General features: G+C 71.0%; 14 protein-coding genes and 1 tRNA gene. 4 read left to right on the top strand and 11 right to left on the bottom strand.

Annotation, left to right across the window (positions count from 1 at the left end):
• Window positions 1-31: 31 nt before the first annotated feature.
• Window positions 32-262 (top strand): DUF4287 domain-containing protein, encoded by a 231-nt coding sequence (locus ACRAKF_RS23480; RefSeq protein ID WP_447039325.1) that lies wholly within the window; start codon window positions 32-34, stop codon window positions 260-262.
• An 88-nt stretch (window positions 263-350) separates the two neighbouring features.
• Here ACRAKF_RS23480 and ACRAKF_RS23475 read toward each other — a convergent pair whose 3' ends face one another.
• The 3 genes from ACRAKF_RS23475 to ACRAKF_RS23465 form a co-directional block, all read right to left on the bottom strand.
• Complete coding sequence (locus ACRAKF_RS23475) at window positions 351-1,280, bottom strand: Bax inhibitor-1/YccA family protein (RefSeq protein WP_447039324.1); 930 nt, start codon at window positions 1,278-1,280, stop codon at window positions 351-353.
• A 67-nt stretch (window positions 1,281-1,347) separates the two neighbouring features.
• Window positions 1,348-2,715, bottom strand: a complete 1,368-nt coding sequence (locus tag ACRAKF_RS23470; protein ID WP_447039323.1) for an MFS transporter — start codon at window positions 2,713-2,715, stop codon at window positions 1,348-1,350.
• A 42-nt stretch (window positions 2,716-2,757) separates the two neighbouring features.
• Entirely contained in the window at window positions 2,758-3,936 is a 1,179-nt protein-coding gene (locus ACRAKF_RS23465; RefSeq protein WP_447039322.1) for a 4-hydroxybenzoate 3-monooxygenase, read from the bottom strand.
• Between the two features lie 137 nt (window positions 3,937-4,073).
• Between ACRAKF_RS23465 and ACRAKF_RS23460 the strand changes: the two genes are divergently transcribed.
• Window positions 4,074-5,723 carry an IclR family transcriptional regulator domain-containing protein gene (locus ACRAKF_RS23460; RefSeq protein WP_447039321.1) on the top strand — a complete coding sequence of 550 codons (1,650 nt, stop codon included), beginning with the start codon at window positions 4,074-4,076 and terminating at the stop codon, window positions 5,721-5,723.
• 146 nt (window positions 5,724-5,869) lie between these two features.
• On the opposite strand, the gene ACRAKF_RS23455 is transcribed toward ACRAKF_RS23460, so the two are convergent.
• Window positions 5,870-5,952 (bottom strand) — tRNA-Leu (locus ACRAKF_RS23455).
• Window positions 5,953-6,336: 384 nt separating this feature from the next.
• Between ACRAKF_RS23455 and ACRAKF_RS23450 the strand changes: the two genes are divergently transcribed.
• On the top strand, window positions 6,337-7,107 hold the full coding sequence (locus ACRAKF_RS23450; protein ID WP_447039319.1) for an ABC transporter ATP-binding protein: 771 nt from the start codon (window positions 6,337-6,339) through the stop codon (window positions 7,105-7,107).
• Window positions 7,108-7,178: 71 nt separating this feature from the next.
• Window positions 7,179-9,707 carry an ABC transporter permease gene (locus tag ACRAKF_RS23445; protein ID WP_447039318.1) on the top strand — a complete coding sequence of 843 codons (2,529 nt, stop codon included), beginning with the start codon at window positions 7,179-7,181 and terminating at the stop codon, window positions 9,705-9,707.
• An 89-nt stretch (window positions 9,708-9,796) separates the two neighbouring features.
• Here ACRAKF_RS23445 and ACRAKF_RS23440 read toward each other — a convergent pair whose 3' ends face one another.
• The 7 genes from ACRAKF_RS23440 to ACRAKF_RS23410 form a co-directional block, all read right to left on the bottom strand.
• Window positions 9,797-11,095 carry a class I SAM-dependent methyltransferase gene (locus ACRAKF_RS23440; RefSeq protein ID WP_447039317.1) on the bottom strand — a complete coding sequence of 433 codons (1,299 nt, stop codon included), beginning with the start codon at window positions 11,093-11,095 and terminating at the stop codon, window positions 9,797-9,799.
• A gap of 239 nt (window positions 11,096-11,334) precedes the next feature.
• Window positions 11,335-12,738 carry an NAD(P)/FAD-dependent oxidoreductase gene (locus ACRAKF_RS23435; RefSeq protein ID WP_447039316.1) on the bottom strand — a complete coding sequence of 468 codons (1,404 nt, stop codon included), beginning with the start codon at window positions 12,736-12,738 and terminating at the stop codon, window positions 11,335-11,337.
• Window positions 12,739-13,136: 398 nt separating this feature from the next.
• On the bottom strand, window positions 13,137-14,078 hold the full coding sequence (locus tag ACRAKF_RS23430) for a Ppx/GppA phosphatase family protein (RefSeq protein ID WP_447039315.1): 942 nt from the start codon (window positions 14,076-14,078) through the stop codon (window positions 13,137-13,139).
• Complete coding sequence (locus tag ACRAKF_RS23425; protein WP_447039313.1) at window positions 14,075-14,647, bottom strand: DUF501 domain-containing protein; 573 nt, start codon at window positions 14,645-14,647, stop codon at window positions 14,075-14,077. Before ACRAKF_RS23425 ends, ACRAKF_RS23430 begins: the two co-directional genes overlap by 4 nt.
• Before the next feature lie 67 nt (window positions 14,648-14,714).
• Window positions 14,715-15,194, bottom strand: a complete 480-nt coding sequence (locus tag ACRAKF_RS23420) for an FtsB family cell division protein (RefSeq protein WP_447039312.1) — start codon at window positions 15,192-15,194, stop codon at window positions 14,715-14,717.
• Between the two features lie 106 nt (window positions 15,195-15,300).
• A complete protein-coding gene (eno, locus tag ACRAKF_RS23415) occupies window positions 15,301-16,581 on the bottom strand; it encodes a phosphopyruvate hydratase (protein WP_447039311.1) in 1,281 nt (426 codons plus the stop codon).
• Window positions 16,582-16,925: 344 nt separating this feature from the next.
• Window positions 16,926-17,648, bottom strand: coding sequence for a transglycosylase family protein (locus tag ACRAKF_RS23410; RefSeq protein WP_447039310.1), 723 nt, complete (start codon window positions 17,646-17,648; stop codon window positions 16,926-16,928).

Raw genomic sequence — 17,648 nt, 5'->3', positions numbered from 1 at the left:
GGAACACATCGCGACGCGTCCGGAGGCGCCGATGTCACAAGTCTTCTCCGAGGAGACCCACCGCAACCTGATCGCCCGAATCCCCCACTGCACCGGTCGAGAAGTGTCCGACTGGCTCCGCGCCGTGGACGAAGGCCCTTCTCTCTGCCGCTTCGAGGAGAAGGTGAGCTGGCTCCGCGCCGAGCACAACCTCGCATACGGCCATGCGAAGGCGATCATCCACGAGTACGACCTGCGGCGGGCCGCCCGCAACCTGCTCTGAACCGACCCTCCCTCACCCAGACGACGAAGGGCCCGCGGACCAAAGCGGTCCGCGGGCCCTTCGGCTGCCGGTCATCCGGCGATCACCGTCAGTCGTTGCCCGAGAAGATCGCGATGAGGCGCAGGAACTCCATGTAGATCCAGACCAGCGTCATCGTCAGGCCGAACGCCGCCAGCCAGGCCTCTTCCTTCGGCGCGCCGTAGGCGATGCCGTCCTCGACCTGCTTGAAGTCGAGGGCCAGGAAGCAGGCGCCGAGCAGGATGCCGACGATACCGAAGACGATGCCGAGGCCACCGCTGCGGAAGCCGAGGCCGTCACCGCCGCCGAAGACCATGAACAGCAGGTTCACCGCGGTCAGCAGCAGGAAGCCCATCGCCGCGGCCATCACGAAGCCGTAGAAGCGACGGTTGACGCGGATCCAGCCCGCCTTGTACGCCACGAGGACGCCGATGAAGACGGCCATCGTGCCGAGGACGGCCTGCATGGCCGCGCCGCTCGCGATGCGGTTGTCGACGACGCTGGAGAGGACGCCGAGGAAGACGCCTTCCAGCGCGGCGTAGGTAAGGATCAGCGCGGGCGAGGCCTTGCGCTTGAAGGCCTGCACGAGGCCGAGGACCATCGCGATCAGACCGGCGCCGATGGCGATGCCGTACGACTTGCTGATGTTGGCGTCGTCCACCGGCAGCAGCGCCCAGGCGATCGCGGCCGTGACGACGAGCGTGCCGAGCGTGGTCGCCGTGCGCATGACGACGTCGTCCATCGTCATGCGGCCGGCGGACGTCATCGGCGCGGGGGCACCGTGCTGGACGTCCTGCTGGGCGTACGGGTTCGTGGCGTAGGGGTTGCCCGCGGGGGCCTGCTGGCCGGCGTACGGATTGCCCTGCGCGTACGGGTTGCCCTGCTGGGCGGTCTGGGTCGCTGCTGCGGGTCCCCCGGCCTGCGGCTGCGCGCCGAAGCCGGCGTGGCCGTTGTCGCGGCTGAACCCCCGTCGCGAGAAGACCGGGTTACTGCTCCTCATTTCACTCCTCCATGGCCACCGTGTGTGGCTTTGCCCTCAAGAGTAATGCGTAGGCAAAGGGATGACCCTAGTGCTTGGGGAGGATCTTTCCCTCTCTGTGACCGAGAACGCGCGGGAGTGCCCGTACTGTTCCCGGATCGGAACCGTTACCCCGTACGAGTGGCACCAGCGAGATGGCCACGGCCCCGAGCACGGCGGCCACGGCGAAGGTCGTGAAGCCCAGCGAGGCGTTGCCGCCCGCCACGACCGCGCCGCCCAGCCAGGGGCCCACGACCGCGCCGGTGCGCCCGATGCCGGTGACCCAGCCGAGGCCCGTGGCGCGCTCCGCGGGCCCGTACACCGTGGGCGTGGCCGCGTACACCATGACCTGGGCGGAGAAGAGCCAGATGCCGGTGACGAAGACGACGGCGTAGGCGACGCCGAGCGGCAGCTCGGCCCTGAGCAGGAAGGCCCCGCCCGCCGTGAGCACGAACCAGACGGCGGAGACCCTGACGGCCCCGAAGCGGTCCGCGGTCCGCCCGGCGACGAGCATGCCGACGATGCCGCCCGCGTTGATCACCATGAGGAAGGTCACGGAGGAGGAGAGCGAGTAGCCCGAGGCCCGCATCAGCTCGGGCAGCCAGGTGGAGACGCCGTAGACCAGGAGGAGCCCGGCGAAGGAGGCGACCCAGAGCAGCGGGGTGGCGAGCCGCCGCCCCGGCGCGAAGAGCGAGGCGACCGCCGAGAACCGCCCCTTGGCCCCGGCCCCGGGGGCTTCGGCGAGGGTCGGGACCGGCAGGAGGTAGCGGGCGGCGACCGCCTCCGCCTCCCGCGCGCGGCCCTTGGCGAGCAGCACGCCGGGCGACTCGGGCAGCCACCTGACGACCAGCGGCACGGCGACGACGGCGGGGATCACACCGGCCCAGAAGACGACACGCCAGCCGTGGTCGGGCCCGAGCGCGAGACCGAGGCCCGTGGCCGCCATGCCGCCCGCGTGGTACGAGGTCATCATCAGGCCGGTGGCGAGCGCGGCCCTGCGCGGCGGCGCGAACTCGGCGACGAGCGCGAGACCGATCGGCATGAGCCCGCCGAGGCCGAGCCCGGAGACGAAGCGGCCCGCGCCGAAGAAGGCGGCGTTCGGCGCGAGCGCGCAGAGGGCGGAGCCCAGCGAGAAGAGGACGACGCTGCCGATGACCATCGGTTTGCGCCCGGCCCAGTCGGTGAGGGTGCCGCAGCCGAGCGCCCCGATCAGCATGCCGAAGGTGGTCCAGGAGCCGATGGTCCCCGCGGTCGCCGCGGTGAAGCCGAAGCCCTCGTCGTCGAGGAGGTGGGGCATGACGGCGCCGTAGATGTTGACGTCCATGCCGTCGAAGAAGACGACGAGCCAGCACAGCGCTATGACGGGGGCGACGGATCTGAAGGTGCGCGGGGGCGCGACGCCTTGGGGAGCGGTCACGGGGTTCTCACTTCTTTGTGGGACCTGGTGGGGACGGCGGGCTCAGTCGAGGGGGAAGCCCGTGTAGCTCTCGGCGAGGTCGGTCTCGGCCGAGCGCGCGGTGGTGATGCGGTCAAGACCGGCGAGCTGGACGCGGTCGTCGAAGGGCGTGGCGCCGGGCGCGCGGTGGAGCAGCGTCGTCATCGCGTACGAGAAGCGCTCGGCCTGCCAGACGCGGCGCAGGCAGGTCTTCGAGTACGCGTCGAGGAGGCTCGCGTCGCCCTTCTCGCGCAGCAGTGCCAGCGCGCGGGCGAAGGTGACGACGTCGCCGACGGCGAGGTTGAGGCCCTTGGCGCCGGTCGGCGGAACGATGTGCGCGGCGTCCCCGGCGAGGAAGAGACGCCCGTGGCGCATCGGCTCGTGGACGTAGCTGCGCATGGGCGTGACGGACGTGGAGGTGATGGGCCCGCGCTCCAGCGTCCAGGCCGGGTCGTCGGTCTCCAGGCGGCGGTCCAGCTCGTCCCAGATCTCCGCCGCGGTCCAGTCGGCGGCGTCGGTGCCGTCCGGGACCTGGAGGTACGCGCGCGTGACGGTCGGCGTCCTCATGGAGAGCAGGGCGAAGCCGCGGTCGTGGCGGGCGTAGACCAGCTCGTCGTGGGAGGGCGGCACATCGGCGAGGATGCCGAGCCAGGCGAAGGGGTACGTCCGCTCGAAGACCCGGGAGAGCGCTTCGGGCACCGCCTTGCGGGCCACGCCCCAGAAGCCGTCGCAGCCCACCACGTAGTCGCACTCCAGGACGGACTCCCGCCCCTGGTGGCGGAAGCGGACCCGCGGGGCCGCGGTGTCCGCGCCCTCGACCGCGAGCGCCTCGGCCTCGAAGAGCAGGGGTCCGCCGCCGGCGAGGCGCAGGGCGATGAGGTCCTTGCAGACCTCGGTCTGGGCGTAGACGGTGACGTTCCTGCCGCCGGTGAGGGCGGGGAAGTCGACGCGGTGCCTGCGGCGGTCGAAGCGCAGCTCGATGCCGTCGTGCGGGAGGCCCTCGCGGTCCATGCGCTCGCCCGCGCCCGCCGCGCGCAGGACCTCGGCGGTGCCGTGCTCCAGGATTCCGGCGCGCTGGCGCCGTTCCACGTAGGCGCGGTCGCGGCTCTCCAGGACGACGTTCTCGACGCCGGCGTTGTCGAGGAGCCGGGCGAGCAGCAGCCCGGCCGGTCCCGCGCCGATGATTCCGACGGTCGTGCGCATCGACGGATTCCCCCTCGCACTTGTTCGCCTGGTGAACTTTCGTTCATAATGTGCTGACGGGAGTCTCCGACCGCGCCTGCGCGCTGTCAACGGTTGTGCGGCACCCGTTTCTCCGACGTACGAGGAAGGCGCCCCGCATGCCCGAAGAGCCCGCGGGCGAGTCCGTACGCCCCCTGGAGCGCGGCCTGGCCGTCCTGCGCGCCCTGGCCGCGGCGGACCCCGGCCACGTGCGCGCGGGCGACCTCGTACGGGCCACGGGCCTGGCCCGCTCCACGGTCGACCGGGTGGTGGCGACCCTGGTCAGGCTCGGTTACGTCCGCGTGGACGGGCAGGAGCTGCACCTCACCCCGCGCCTGATGGAGCTCGGCAACGCCTACCTCGCGGCCAGCGGCCTGACCGGCGAGGTGGCCGAGCGGACGGTCCGGCTCGCCGACGAGCTGGACGAGTCCGTGTCGCTCGCGGTGCCCGACGGCGACGGCGTCCGCTTCGTCACGCAGGCGGCGCGGCGCCGCGCGATGTCGGTGGCCTTCCGCATCGGGGACCTGCTGCCGCCGGAGCGCTGCGCGCCCGGCGCGCTCTTCGCGGACGCCTGGGACGAGGAGCGGTGGGCCGCGTGGCGGGCCCGGGTGGCGGCGGGCCCCGCCGAGTCCGCGTTCCCCGCGCTGCCGCCGGGCCCCGGGCCCGCGGACATCCCGGACCTGGCCGCCCGGGTGGCCCGCTCACGGGAGACCGGCTGGGCCCTGGACGACCAGTTGATCGAGCCGGGCCTGATCGCGGTGGCGGTCCCCGTGCGCGACCGGGCGGGCAGGGCGCGCTACGCCCTCTCCGCGGTGAGCCACACCAGCAGGCACACCGCGCGGGGCCTCGCGGCGGCGGTGCTGCCGCGGCTGCGCGCGGAGGCCGGGCGCCTTGAGGTCCTCGCAGCGGCGGACCCGGAGCCGCCCGCCGCCGCGTCGGCGCCCGTACACGCCACCGACCCGGCGGCGGCCAAGGCGGAGCTCGGCCCGGAGTTCCTCCAGTCACTGGCGCGGGGCCTGGCCGTCCTGCGGGCGCTCGGCGGGGCGCGCGGCGACGGGCTGCCGCTGACCGCGCTCGCCGCGGCCACCGGCCTCACGCGGGCCACCGCGCGGCGCTGCCTGCGCACACTGGAGCTTGCGGGGTACGCGGCCCACGACGGGCGCCTGTACCGCCCGCTCCCCCGCATCCTGGAGCTCGGGCACGCCGCGCTCTCCCGGCTCACCTTCGCCGACATCGCCGAGCCGCACGTGCGGGAGCTGACCGAGCGGGTCCACCAGTCGGCGTCGGTCACCGTCCTCGACGGCACGGACATCCTCTACGTGGCGCGCGCCGCCACGGTCCGCGTCATGAGCGTCCGCATCACCCTCGGCACGCGTTTTCCCGCGTACGCCACGGCCATGGGCCGCGTCCTGCTCGCCGGGCTGCCCGCGCCGGAGCGCGAACGGCTGCTGCGCGAGGCGCCGCCGCGCGCCCTGACCCCGCTGACCGTGACGGACACGGGCGAGCTCGCACGCGTCCTGGAGCGCGTCGCCGCCGACGGCTGGGCCACGGCCGACCAGGAGCTGGAGGAGGGGCTGCGCTCGGTGGCCGTACCCGTCAGGGACGCGGCGGGCCGGGTCGTCGCCGCCCTGAACGTCGCCCGGCACGCGGGCACGGCGCCCCTGGCCGACACCCGGGACGCCCTGCTGCCCGCGCTGCGCGGGACGGCGGCGGCGATCGAGGCCGACCTGCACACCGCCGCCCGCTTCCAGGCGGTGCGGCTGCCCTGAATCCCGCCAGTCCGAACAGACGAAGGCGAACAGAGGAAGGCGAACAGGCGAGGGCGAACAGGTGACTGCCCGGTGACGTGGCGGCCAACACCGTTGAGAGAGGCCCGTATTGACGTGCCATCAGGCACACGGGGCACAGGCGGAGGTGCCCGGAGCCGGACTCGAACCGGCACGCCCCCGAGGGGCAGCGAGGTTTAAGCTCGCCGTGTCTGCATTCCACCATCCGGGCAGGCCGTGGGCCCCGCATCAAGGATTCGACCTTATCGGGAGGCGTCCCCCGAACAGCGGAAGGAGATCCCGATGTTGTCTTATTTTATTGACGTCTGAGGGTGCATCAGCCACTGGTACGACCCATCGGTACATGCCGGAGGCCTTTCCCCGCTCTCCGCCGGTCTCATGGGCCTCTGCACGGAATGACGGAATTTCACCCTCCTTCCGTTCCCCCCACTGCCCACAAACTCGGGGACATCCCTCATCCCCAGGTATGACACGCCGCTCTCAAGTCCGACTGAAGAGGGCCTCCAGAACCGGAACAGCGGCTGACTACAGGACACTGATCGGACAGGACGATGGAGTACGTCCCCACTCGTCGTCCCGACAGGAGCACCGTCCCGTGACCACCACCCCCTTCGCCGCCCGCGCCACCGCCGTGGCCGCGCGCGCCACGGATCTCTCCAAGGTGTACGGACAGGGTGAGACCCAGGTGGTCGCCCTGGACCACGTCTCCGTCGACTTCGGCCAGGGCGAGTTCACCGCGATCATGGGCCCCTCGGGCTCCGGCAAGTCCACCCTGATGCACTGCGTCGCAGGCCTCGACAGCTTCAGCTCCGGCTCCGTGCGGCTCGGCGAGACCGAGCTCTCCACGCTCAAGGACAAGCAGCTCACGAAGCTCCGCCGAGACAAGATCGGCTTCATCTTCCAGGCCTTCAACCTGCTGCCCACCCTGACGGCCCTGGAGAACATCACGCTCCCCATGGACATCGCCGGGCGCAAGCCCGACAAGCGGTGGCTGGAGCAGGTCATCGAGATGGTCGGGCTCTCCGGGCGGCTCAGCCACCGGCCCACGGAGCTCTCCGGCGGCCAGCAGCAGCGGGTCGCCGTGGCGCGGGCGCTCGCCTCCCAGCCGGAGATCATCTTCGGTGACGAGCCGACCGGAAACCTCGACTCCCGCTCGGGCGCCGAAGTCCTCGGCTTCCTCCGCAACTCCGTGCGGGACCTCGGGCAGACCGTCGTCATGGTCACGCACGACCCGGTCGCCGCGTCGTACGCGGACCGCGTGATCTTCCTCGCGGACGGGCGGATCGTCGACGAGATGCTCCGGCCGACCGCCGATGGCGTGCTCGACCGGATGAAGCACTTCGACGCCAAGGGGCGGACGAGCTAGCAGCGCAGTTCCCCGCGCCCCTCGGAGCGCCCTCCGCCTCGCCCCGCCCCCCCTCACCAGGACTGACTCCCATGTTCCGTACCGCCCTGCGCAATGTGCTCGCGCACAAGGCCCGGTTGTTGATGACAGTGCTCGCCGTCATGCTCGGCGTCGCCTTCGTCTCCGGCACCCTGGTCTTCACCGATACCTTCGGCAACGCCTACAAGAACAAGTCGGCGAAGAGCTTCGACCATGTCTCCGTCGCCATCCAGGACTACGGCTCCTCCCCGTACGACGACGGTGAAGACGGCGGGACCAAGAAGCCACCGGCGCTGACCGACGCCTTCCTCAAGAAGACGCAGCGCCTGCCCGGCGCCGACTCCGTCATCGGGTCCGTCTCCGGCTTCACCGCCGTCGCCGACAAGGACGGCAAGCTGGTCGGCGGCGAATGGGGCACCACCGGCTCCAACTACTACCCCGGCCAGTCCGGCAAGGACCCGAGGTACGACTTCACCGACGGCGCGGCCCCGAAGTCCGCCTCCGACGTCGCGCTGGACTCCCGTACCGCCGAGCGCACCGGCTACGGGGTCGGCGACACCGTCCGGTACTCCACCGACGGACCCGTGAGGACCGCCAAGGTCAGCGGCGTCTTCGACACCGAGGACGGCAACGTCGTCGCGGGCGGCAGCATGGTGGTGTTCGACAACGACACCGCGTGGAAGGTCCTCGGCAAGAGCGAGTACGACGAGATCGACGTGAAGGCCGCCGCGGGCACCTCCGAGACGGCGCTGAAGAGCTCCGTCGAGAAGATCCTGCCCAAGGACACCGAAGCCGTCACCGGCACGCAGCTCTCCGACGAACAGGCCGACATGATCGAGCGGGAGACCAGCTCGATGAGCCAGGTCCTGCTGATCTTCGCCGGCATCGCGCTGTTCGTCGGCATCTTCATCATCGCCAACACCTTCACCATGCTGGTCGCCCAGCGCACCAAGGAGCTGGCCCTGATGCGGGCCATCGGCGCCTCACGCCGCCAGGTGACCCGCTCGGTGCTCATCGAGGCGTTCCTGGTGGGCCTGGTCGCCGCCGTGACGGGCTTCGCACTCGGCATCGGCGTCGCCGTGGGCCTGGAGTCCCTGATGAACTCCGCGGGCGCCTCCCTGCCCGACGGGCCGCTCGTCGTCGCCCCGACCACGATCGGCGTCGCCCTGCTGATCGGCGTGGTCGTGACCATGCTGGCCGCCTGGCTGCCGGGCCGCCGCGCGGCGAGGATCCCGCCGATCGCCGCGATGAACAGCGTCCACGCGGCGCCGACCACGCGTGGCCTTGTCGTGCGCAACACCATCGGTTCGATCATCGTCGCCCTCGGCGTGGTCCTGCTCCTCAACAAGGACAACTACGTGATGGCCGGCGGCGCCGCGGTCATCCTCGTCGGCGTCATCGTCCTCACGCCGCTGCTCTCGCGGCCCTTCATCGCCGCCTCGGCCCCGCTCCTGCGGCCGTTCGGCGTCACGGGCAGGCTGGCCCGCCTCAACTCGGTGCGCAACCCGCGCCGTACGGCCTCCACCGCGGCGGCCCTGATGATCGGCCTGACCCTCATCACCGCGATGACCGTGATCGCCACCTCCATGAGCAGCGCCATCAGCAAGATGGCCGCGGACTCCCTGAAGGCCGACTACACCATCTCCATGGCCAACTACGAGCCGCTGGCCCCCGAGGTCGGCCAGAAGCTGGCCAAGCTCCCCGACGTCGTGGCGAGCAGCCCGGTGCGCCTCGCCTACGCCGAGATCGACGGCTCGTCCAACCAGATCTCCGGCGTCGACGAGAAGGCCTTCGGAAAGCTGGCGACCCTGGACTTCAGCAGCGGCTCGATGGCCGGTCTGAAGGGTGACTCCACCCTCGTGGACCAGCAGACCGCCGACGAACAGAACCTGAAGACGGGCGACACCGTCCCGGTGAAGTTCGAAGACGACGGCAAGACGGCGAAGCTGCGGATCGCCGGCGTCTACGAGCACAACGAGATGATCAACGGACTGTTCACACCGCTCTCCGTCGTGAACCCGCACCTGGAGAAGATCACCGACGAGCAGCTCCTGGTGAAGATGGCGGGCGGCCCCTCCGACAAGGCCGAGGACGCCATCGTCAAGGCTCTCGGCGACAACCCCGCCATCAAGATCCAGGACAAGGACGCCATCAGCAACGAGATCGGGGGCATGATCAACATGATGCTGAACATGCTCTACGGCCTCCTGGCGATGGCCATCCTGATCGCGGTGCTCGGCGTGGTCAACACGCTGGCCATGTCGGTCTTCGAGCGGAAGCACGAGATCGGCATGTTGCGGGCCATCGGCCTCGACCGCGCGAAGGTCAAGCAGATGGTGCGCCTGGAGTCGATCGTGATCTCCCTGTTCGGCGCGGTGCTCGGCATCGGCCTCGGCGTCTTCATGGGCTGGGCCGTCGGCAACAGCGTCGCCGACGCGGTGGCCACGTACACGATGGAGGTCCCGGTCGGCCGGATCGTCGTCTTCCTGGCCATCGCGGCCCTGGTCGGCGTCCTCGCCGCCGTGTGGCCGGCCCGCAGCGCGGCCAAGCTCAACCCGCTGATGGCCATCAAGAGCGAGTAGCGCTACGGGGAACCACAGCGGCAGGGGAAAGGGGCCCCGGGCGGAGGATCGCGAGATCACCGCCCGGGGCCCCTTCCGCGTACGCCTGGCTACGCGCGCCAGTCGCGGGCCCGCAGCGGCATCCCCGAGGCGCCGCTCGTGGGGGTCTTCACCGCGAGGACCTGGTTGACGCCGATGCGGTTGCGTTCGAAGGCGAGCGCGGAGGCGGCCATGTAGAGCCGCCAGACGCGGGCGCGCCCCGGCGAGGTGAGCCGCTCGCCCTCCTGCCACCTCGCCTCCAGATCGGCGACCCAGCCGCGCAGGGTCAGGGCGTAGTGCTCGCGGATGGCCTCCACGTCGCGGACCTCGAACCCGGCGCGCTCCAGGAGCCCGACGGTGGTCCCCAGCGGCGCGAGCTCCCCGTCGGGGAAGACGTAGGCGTCGATGAACTCGTCCACCGAGTACGTGGACTCGTCGGCCTGCGGGCGGCGCGCGATCTGGTGGTTGAGCAGCCGCCCGCCCGGCACGAGAAGGGCGTACAGGTTCTGGGCGTACTCCAAGTAGCGCTCGGAGCCGACGTGTTCGGCCATGCCGATGGACGAGATGGCTTCGTACGGACCGTCGCGCACGTCGCGGTAGTCCTGGACGCGGATCTCGATCCGGTCGGTCAGGCCCTCCTCCGCGATGCGCTTCCTGGCGTACGCGGCCTGCTCCTGGGAGAGCGTGACGCCGACGACGGTGACGCCGTGCTCGCGGGCCGCGTGGATCGCCATGGAGCCCCAGCCGCAGCCGACGTCGAGCAGGCGCATGCCGGGCTTCAGGCCGAGCTTTCGGGAGATGAGCTCCAGCTTGTCGCGCTGGGCGTCCTCCAGGGTGCTCCGCGGCGACTCCCAGTAGGCGCACGAGTAGACCATCGAGGGGCCGAGGACCAGCTCGTAGAAGTCGTTGCCCACGTCGTAGTGGTGGCTGATGGCCTTCCGGTCGCTGCCCTTGGTGTGCCGGTGGAGACGGCCGTGTCTGCGCATCTCCTCCGGGGGCGGCGCGGGCGGCAGGAACGGCGCGGAGAGGGCGATCAGCGAGCGGACCGCGGCCCTGACCGCGGGGTCGCGCAGCGACTGGCTCAGGCTCCGGGCGTCCTCGTCGCGCTCCCAGATGAACTCGGCCATCCGGTCCAGGACCGTGTAGAGGTCGCCGTCGACGTCCAGGTCCCCGGCCACCCAGGCGCGGGCCAGGCCCAGTTCGCCCGGCTTCCACAGCAGGTGGCGCAGGGCGCGGCGGTTGCGCACGACGAGGACGGGGGCGTCCGGCGGGCCCGTCTCCGACCCGTCCCAGGCGCGGATACGCACCGGCAGTGGGGCTCCCATGAGCTGCTCGGCGAGGTTCTTCAGCCGCAGCGCGGCGTCCTGCATGGCGCACACCTCCGTGGAAGAGGGGTCCCTCGCACACGCGCACGGGGGACGTGTCCCGGAACGGTCCAACACCACGTAAACACCGAAAGGCACGGTGCGCAGTCCCGTAATCACGTCACGGAACGGCAAAATAGATGCCCAGGGCACCTACCTGCCGGGGCGGCGCGGGCACGCCGAAGGGGGCCGCCCGCACCACGGATGGCGGGCGGCCCCCTTCGGGGTGGATCAGTGACGCCGGGTCAGGAGGCCTTGGCCTTCTCCTCGGCCTTGACCGCCGGGGCGGGCTCGGCCGCGGCCTGCGGCTTCGGGGCCGGCTTGGCGGCCTCGTAGAACTCCTCGCGCGGGGCTTCCAGAGCACCGAGGGAGACGACCTCGCGCTTGAGGAACATACCGAGCGTCCAGTCCGCGAAGACGCGGATCTTGCGGTTGAACGTCGGCATCGCCATGCCGTGGTATCCGCGGTGCATGTACCAGGCGAGACGGCCCTTGAGCTTGATCTTCATCTTGCCCATGACGATCATCGCGACGCCCTTGTGCAGGCCGAGACCGGCGACCGCACCCTTGTTGGCGTGGCTGTACTCCTTCTGCGGGAAGCCCCGCATGCCGGAGATGACGTTGTCGCCGAGGACCTTCGCCTGACGCAGCGCGTGCTGGGCGTTCGGCGGGCACCAGGCGTTCTCGTTGCCGGCCTTGCGGCCGACCAGGTCCGGCACCTGGGCGTTGTCGCCCGCGGCCCAGATGTAGTCGGTGCCCTGCACCTGGAGCGTGGTCTGCGTGTCCACGTGGCCGCGGGGGCCGAGCGGCAGACCGAAGCGGGAGAGCGCCGGGTTCGGCTTGACGCCCGCGGTCCACACGATCGTGTTGGAGTCGACCTCGAGGCCGTTCTTCAGGACCACGTGGCCGTCGACGCAGGAGTCCATGGACGTCGAGAGGTAGACCTCGACACCGCGGCCCTCCAGGTGCTCCTTGCCGTACTGGCCGAGCTTCGGGCCGACCTCCGGCAGGATCTTGTCGGCGGCGTCCACCAGCACGAAGCGCATGTCCTCGCGCTTCACGTTGTTGTAGTACTTGGCCGCGTCGCGGGCCATGTCCTCGACCTCGCCGATGGTCTCCGCACCCGCGAAGCCACCGCCGACGAAGACGAAGGTCAGCGCCTTGCGGCGGACCTCCTCGTCGGTCGTGGAGTCAGCCTTGTCGAGCTGTTCGAGGACGTGGTTGCGCAGGCCGATGGCCTCCTCGATGCCCTTCATGCCGATGCCCTGCTCGGCGAGACCGGGGATCGGGAAGGTGCGGGAGACCGCGCCCATCGCGATGACGAGGTAGTCGAAGGGCAGCTCGTACGCCTCGCCCACGAGCGGGGCGATGGTGGCTACCTTCCGGTCCTGGTCGATGGTGGTGACCCGGCCGGTGAGAACCTCAGCCTTGGGCAGCACGCGTCGCAGCGGGACGACGACGTGCCGCGGCGAGATGCTGCCGGCGGCGGCTTCGGGGAGGAAGGGCTGGTAGGTCATGTACGACCGGGGGTCGACGACCGTGACGGTCGCCTCTCCGTAGCGCATCTTCTTGAGGATGCGCCGAGCTGCGTACAGGCCTACGTACCCACCGCCTACTACGAGGATCCTGGGACGCTCCGTGGTGCTCATGCCATCGAGTATCCACCCGTCTCAGGGGGGTCGCTCGTGCGCCCCTTCACAAGCATGGGTGGGGGCTCTGCTACACTTCGCCGCCCACGTGACCGAGGTCATGTTGCCCGAGGGGAACCACGGCACCACGCGAGTCGTTGCTCACCCCTCGTGAGCTGCTCGTCCATCGCCCGGCGCGGACCGAACCACCGCGCGGCGCCCCCTCCCGGCCGACTGCCGGACCCCCTGGACCGAAGGCCGCGAGAGCCTTTGAACGCCCCTTTCGGGGGCCTGGAGCCAGAAAACCTGGCCCATCGGGACCCAATCTCTTGTGAAGAACTTCACGAAGTTTCCCGACGGACTGTCGCCGAAGCCCCTCAGGGCCCCTCTTCTGCCCGCTCAGACGCCATGCGACGCGCTCAGGCGATCGACCAGCCGATGCCGTCGAGGATGTCGTGTTCGCTCACCACGACCTCCCGCGCGCCGATCCTGTCCATGATCGCGAGGAGCACCAGCGCGCCCGAGGCGATCACGTCGACGCGGCCCGGGTGCATCGCGGGGATCGCGGCGCGTTCGGCGTGGGTGGCGGCCGTCAGGCGGTGCGTGATGGCGCGCACGCGCTCGTAGGGGAGCCGCGTGTGGTGGATCGCCTCGCTGTCGTACTCCTCCAGGCCGAGCGCGATCGCGGCGACCGTCGTCACCGAGCCCGCGAGGCCGACCAGCGTGCGGGCCTCCTTGAGCGGCACCGTGCGCTCGGCGAGGTCGAGGGCCGCCTCGATGTCCGCGCGGACCGCGTCGAACTGCCCGGGTGCCGGCGGGTCGGCGACCACACCGTCGTGGACGAGGTGCCGCTCGGTCATGCGGACGCAGCCGACGTCGACCGAGCGGGCCGCAAGGACGGAGTCGGTGCCGACGACGAACTCCGTCGAGCCGCCGCCGATGTCCACCACCAGGTAGGGCGTGGCGAGGTCGTCGCGGCCCGTCAGCTCCTTGGTGGCGCCGGTGAAGGAGAACTCGGCCTCCTGGTCGCCGCTGATCACCTCGGGATCGACGCCGAGGATGTCCCGCACGCCCCGTACGAAGTCGTCGCGGTTCTCGGCGTCGCGGGAGGCGGAGGTCGCCACGAAGCGGACGCGTTCGGCGCCGTGCTCCTTGATGACCTCGGCGTACTCGCGGCAGGCCGCGAAGGTGCGCTCCAGGGCCTCCGGCGCGAGGCGGCCGGTCCTGTCCACGCCCTGGCCGAGGCGGACGATGGTCATCCGGCGGTCGAGGTCGACCAGCTCGCCGGTGGCCGGGTCGGCGTCGGCGACGAGCAGCCGGATGGAGTTGGTGCCGCAGTCGATCGCGGCGACGCGGGTCATTCGGCGCCCCCGTCGGCAGCGTCCTCGTTGGCGTCCTCGGTGGCGTCCTCGGTGGCGCACGGCGTGACGCAGGGGCCCTTGGCCCACCACTCGGGCAGCATCGCGAGCGCCTCGTCGCCCAGCGGGTTCACGCCGGGGCCAGCGGCCAGGGAGTGGCCGACCAGGACGTGCAGGCACTTCACGCGGTCCGGCATGCCGCCGGCGCTGGGGAAGCCCTCCAGGACCTCGATGGCGTCGCGGCGCGCGATGTAGTCCTCGTGCGCGGCGCGGTACGCGGCGGCGAGTCCGGGGTCCGTCTTGAGCCGCTCCGACATCTCCTTCATGACGCCGTTGGCCTCCAGCGTGCCGATCGCGGACGCGGCGCGGGGGCACGTCAGGTAGTACGTCGTCGGGAACGGCGTCCCGTCCGGGAGGCGCGGCGCCGTCTCGACGACGTCCGGCTGCCCGCAGGGACAGCGGTGCGCGATGGCCCGCAGCCCGCGGGGCGGACGGCCGAGCTGCTCCTTGAAGGCCTCGACGTCGGCGTCGGTGGGCTCGGTGCGCGGGGTGGTCGGCGGGGGCGTGTGCATGCCTGTCTTTCCATCAGGTGGGCGATCGGCGGCGCGATCGAAAAGGTGGGTCGTCGGGGGGGCGGGGTCAGTCGGTGGGGCGGTCGGCCTTGTCCACGCTGTCCCAGACGTTGGAGTACCAGGGGCGCGACGCCGCGCCCTGGTCCGCGCGCCGGGTCTTGCCCGCCGCCGGGTCGATCACCGTGAAGCCGGTCTCGCCCGGCATTACGTAGTGCAGGCGGTGCCGGATGCGCTGCTCGGCGTACGCGTCGTCCTGCCAGCGGGCCTTCTCGTCGCGGAGCTTCTCCACGTCGGCCCGGTGCTCGGTCTGCTGCCGGCGCAGATTGTCGATCTCGGTGCGCTGCGAGACGTACTGCCTTATGGGGTACGCGAGCACCACGACCAGCGAGCAGAGCACCAGCGCGAGGAGCGCGGCCCGGCCGGTGAGCCGGGAGCGGCGGGCCTGGCGCTTGGTCTGGGAGCGGTAGACACGCTCGGCGGTCTGCTCGCCGAGCAGCCGTAGCCGGGTAGCCGTGGAGAACCGGTCCCTGGTCCCGGCCTTGCCCATGGTTCTGCCTCCCCGAAGCAGCGCGTGCACGTGACTACGTCCCCGCACACGGTACGGGACCGGGTGCGGGGACGTAGGTAACCGGGCATTACGCCTGTGGCACGGCTCAGCCCTTGTAGCGCGGGAAGGCGCTGCGGCCCGCGTACACGGCGGCGTCGTCGAGGATCTCCTCGATGCGCAGGAGCTGGTTGTACTTGGCGACGCGCTCGGAGCGGGCCGGGGCGCCGGTCTTGATCTGGCCGCAGTTGGTGGCGACGGCCAGGTCGGCGATGGTGACGTCCTCGGTCTCACCGGAGCGGTGGGACATCATGCACTTGAAGCCGTTGCGCTGGGCCATCTCGACGGCGTCCAGGGTCTCGGTCAGCGAACCGATCTGGTTGACCTTGACCAGCAGGGCGTTCGCGGACTTCTCCTCGATGCCGCGGGCCAGGCGCTCCGGGTTGGTGACGAACAGGTCGTCGCCCACCAGCTGGACCTTCTCGCCGAGCTTCTCGGTGATGGCGTTCCAGCCGGCCCAGTCGTCCTCGAACAGCGGGTCCTCGATGGAGACGAGCGGGTACGCGGCGACGAGCTCCGCGTAGTACTCGGTCATCTCGGCGGCCGAGCGGGTCTTGCCCTCGAACTCGTACGAGCCGTCCTTGTAGAACTCGGACGCGGCGACGTCGAGGGCGAGCGCGATCTGCTCACCGGGGACGTAGCCGGCCTTCTTGATGGCCTCAAGGATGAGGTCGAGCGCGGCGCGGTTCGAGTCCAGGTTCGGGGCGAAGCCGCCCTCGTCGCCGAGGCCGGTGGAGAGGCCCTTGTCCTTCAGGACCTTCTTCAGCGTGTGGTAGACCTCGGTGCCCCAGCGCAGGGCCTCGGAGAAGGACTCCGCGCCGATCGGGGCGATCATGAACTCCTGGATGTCGACGTTGGAGTCGGCGTGCGACCCACCGTTCAGGATGTTCATCATCGGGACGGGCAGCAGGTGCGCGTTCGGACCGCCGAGGTAGCGGAAGAGCGGCAGATCGCTGGCCTCGGACGCGGCGTGCGCGACGGCGAGCGAGACGCCGAGGATGGCGTTGGCGCCGAGCGAGCCCTTGTTGTCGGTGGCGTCCAGGTCGAACATGGCCTGGTCGATCAGCCGCTGCTCGGTGGCGTCGTAGCCGACGAGCTCCGGGCCGATCTGCTCGATGACGGCGAGGACGGCCTTCTCCACGCCCTTGCCCTGGTAACGGTTGGGGTCACCGTCACGGAGTTCGATGGCCTCGAAGGCTCCGGTGGAGGCACCGGACGGGACGGCGGCACGACCCGTGCTGCCGTCGTCGAGGCCGACCTCGACCTCGACCGTGGGGTTGCCTCGGGAGTCCAGGATTTCCCGGGCTACGACGACGTCGATGGACGGCACGAGCATCTCCTTCTGGGATGTGACGCGTTTACGCGGGGCCGCTTCGGCCCTGCGTCTCCTGAGCCTAACCGGCCCGGAGCCTTCGGCCAGCCGACCGCCCGCCCCGTGGGACGCCCGAGCGCCCAAATACCGGGGAAACGGGACGGAAGCCCGCGTTCCTACCGGCCGGTAGCTCGCTGAAGGCGAACAACGGGGGCGGACGGCCGGGGGCGGACAGTCGGAGGCCGGGAGCGGACATGGCCCCGCCCCGGTGCGTACGGGGGATACGCGCACCGGGGCGGGGAGCCCGTGGGGACGGGGGGGACGGCCGTGCGTCCGCCGAGGCACGGCCGTGACCGCGCCGGTCAGCTCAGGTGGAGCTGCTGGCCCGGGTAGATGAAGTCGGCGTTGTCGATGATGTCGCCGTTGAGCTTGTAGACCTTCTGCCAGCCGCCCTTGACGTCGTGCGACTCGGCGATCTTCGACAGGGTGTCGCCCGTCTTGACCTTGTACTCGCCGTCGCCCTTCTCGACCGTCTTGCCGGTCGGGGTCTCGACGGTCTTCTTGGTCTGGGTCTGCGGCGCCGGCTGCGGCTTCGGCGCGGCCTGCTGCTGCGGGGCCTGCTGCTGCTGCGGGGCGGCCTGCTGCTGCGTCTGCTGCGGCTTCGGCTTGGTCTGCTGCTGCGGGGCCTGCTGCTGGCCGCCGCCACCACCGGAGGCGTTGGAGAGGCCGACACCACAGCTCGGCCAGGCACCCTTGCCCTGGCCCGCGAGGACCTTCTCGGCGATCTCGATCTGCTGGGCCTTGGAGGCCTTGTCGGCGCTGGACGCGTACTTGGTGCCGCCGTACGCGGCCCAGGTGGACGGCGAGAACTGGAGGCCGCCCTGGTAACCGTTGCCGGTGTTGATGGACCAGTTGCCGCCCGACTCGCACTGGGCGACCGCGTCCCACTCCGAGGTCGTGGCGGCCGAGGCCGAACCGGCGGCCATCAGCGGGGCGGCCACGGCGGCACCGGTGACACCGGCGAGCGTGACGACACGGGTGGCCTTGGACGGACGGCGGTGCTTGCCCTTGCTGGAAAACAGCAT

This window comes from Streptomyces sp. DSM 118878 (assembly GCF_052936595.1).
This window is presented reverse-complemented; position numbering and strand designations above follow the sequence as displayed.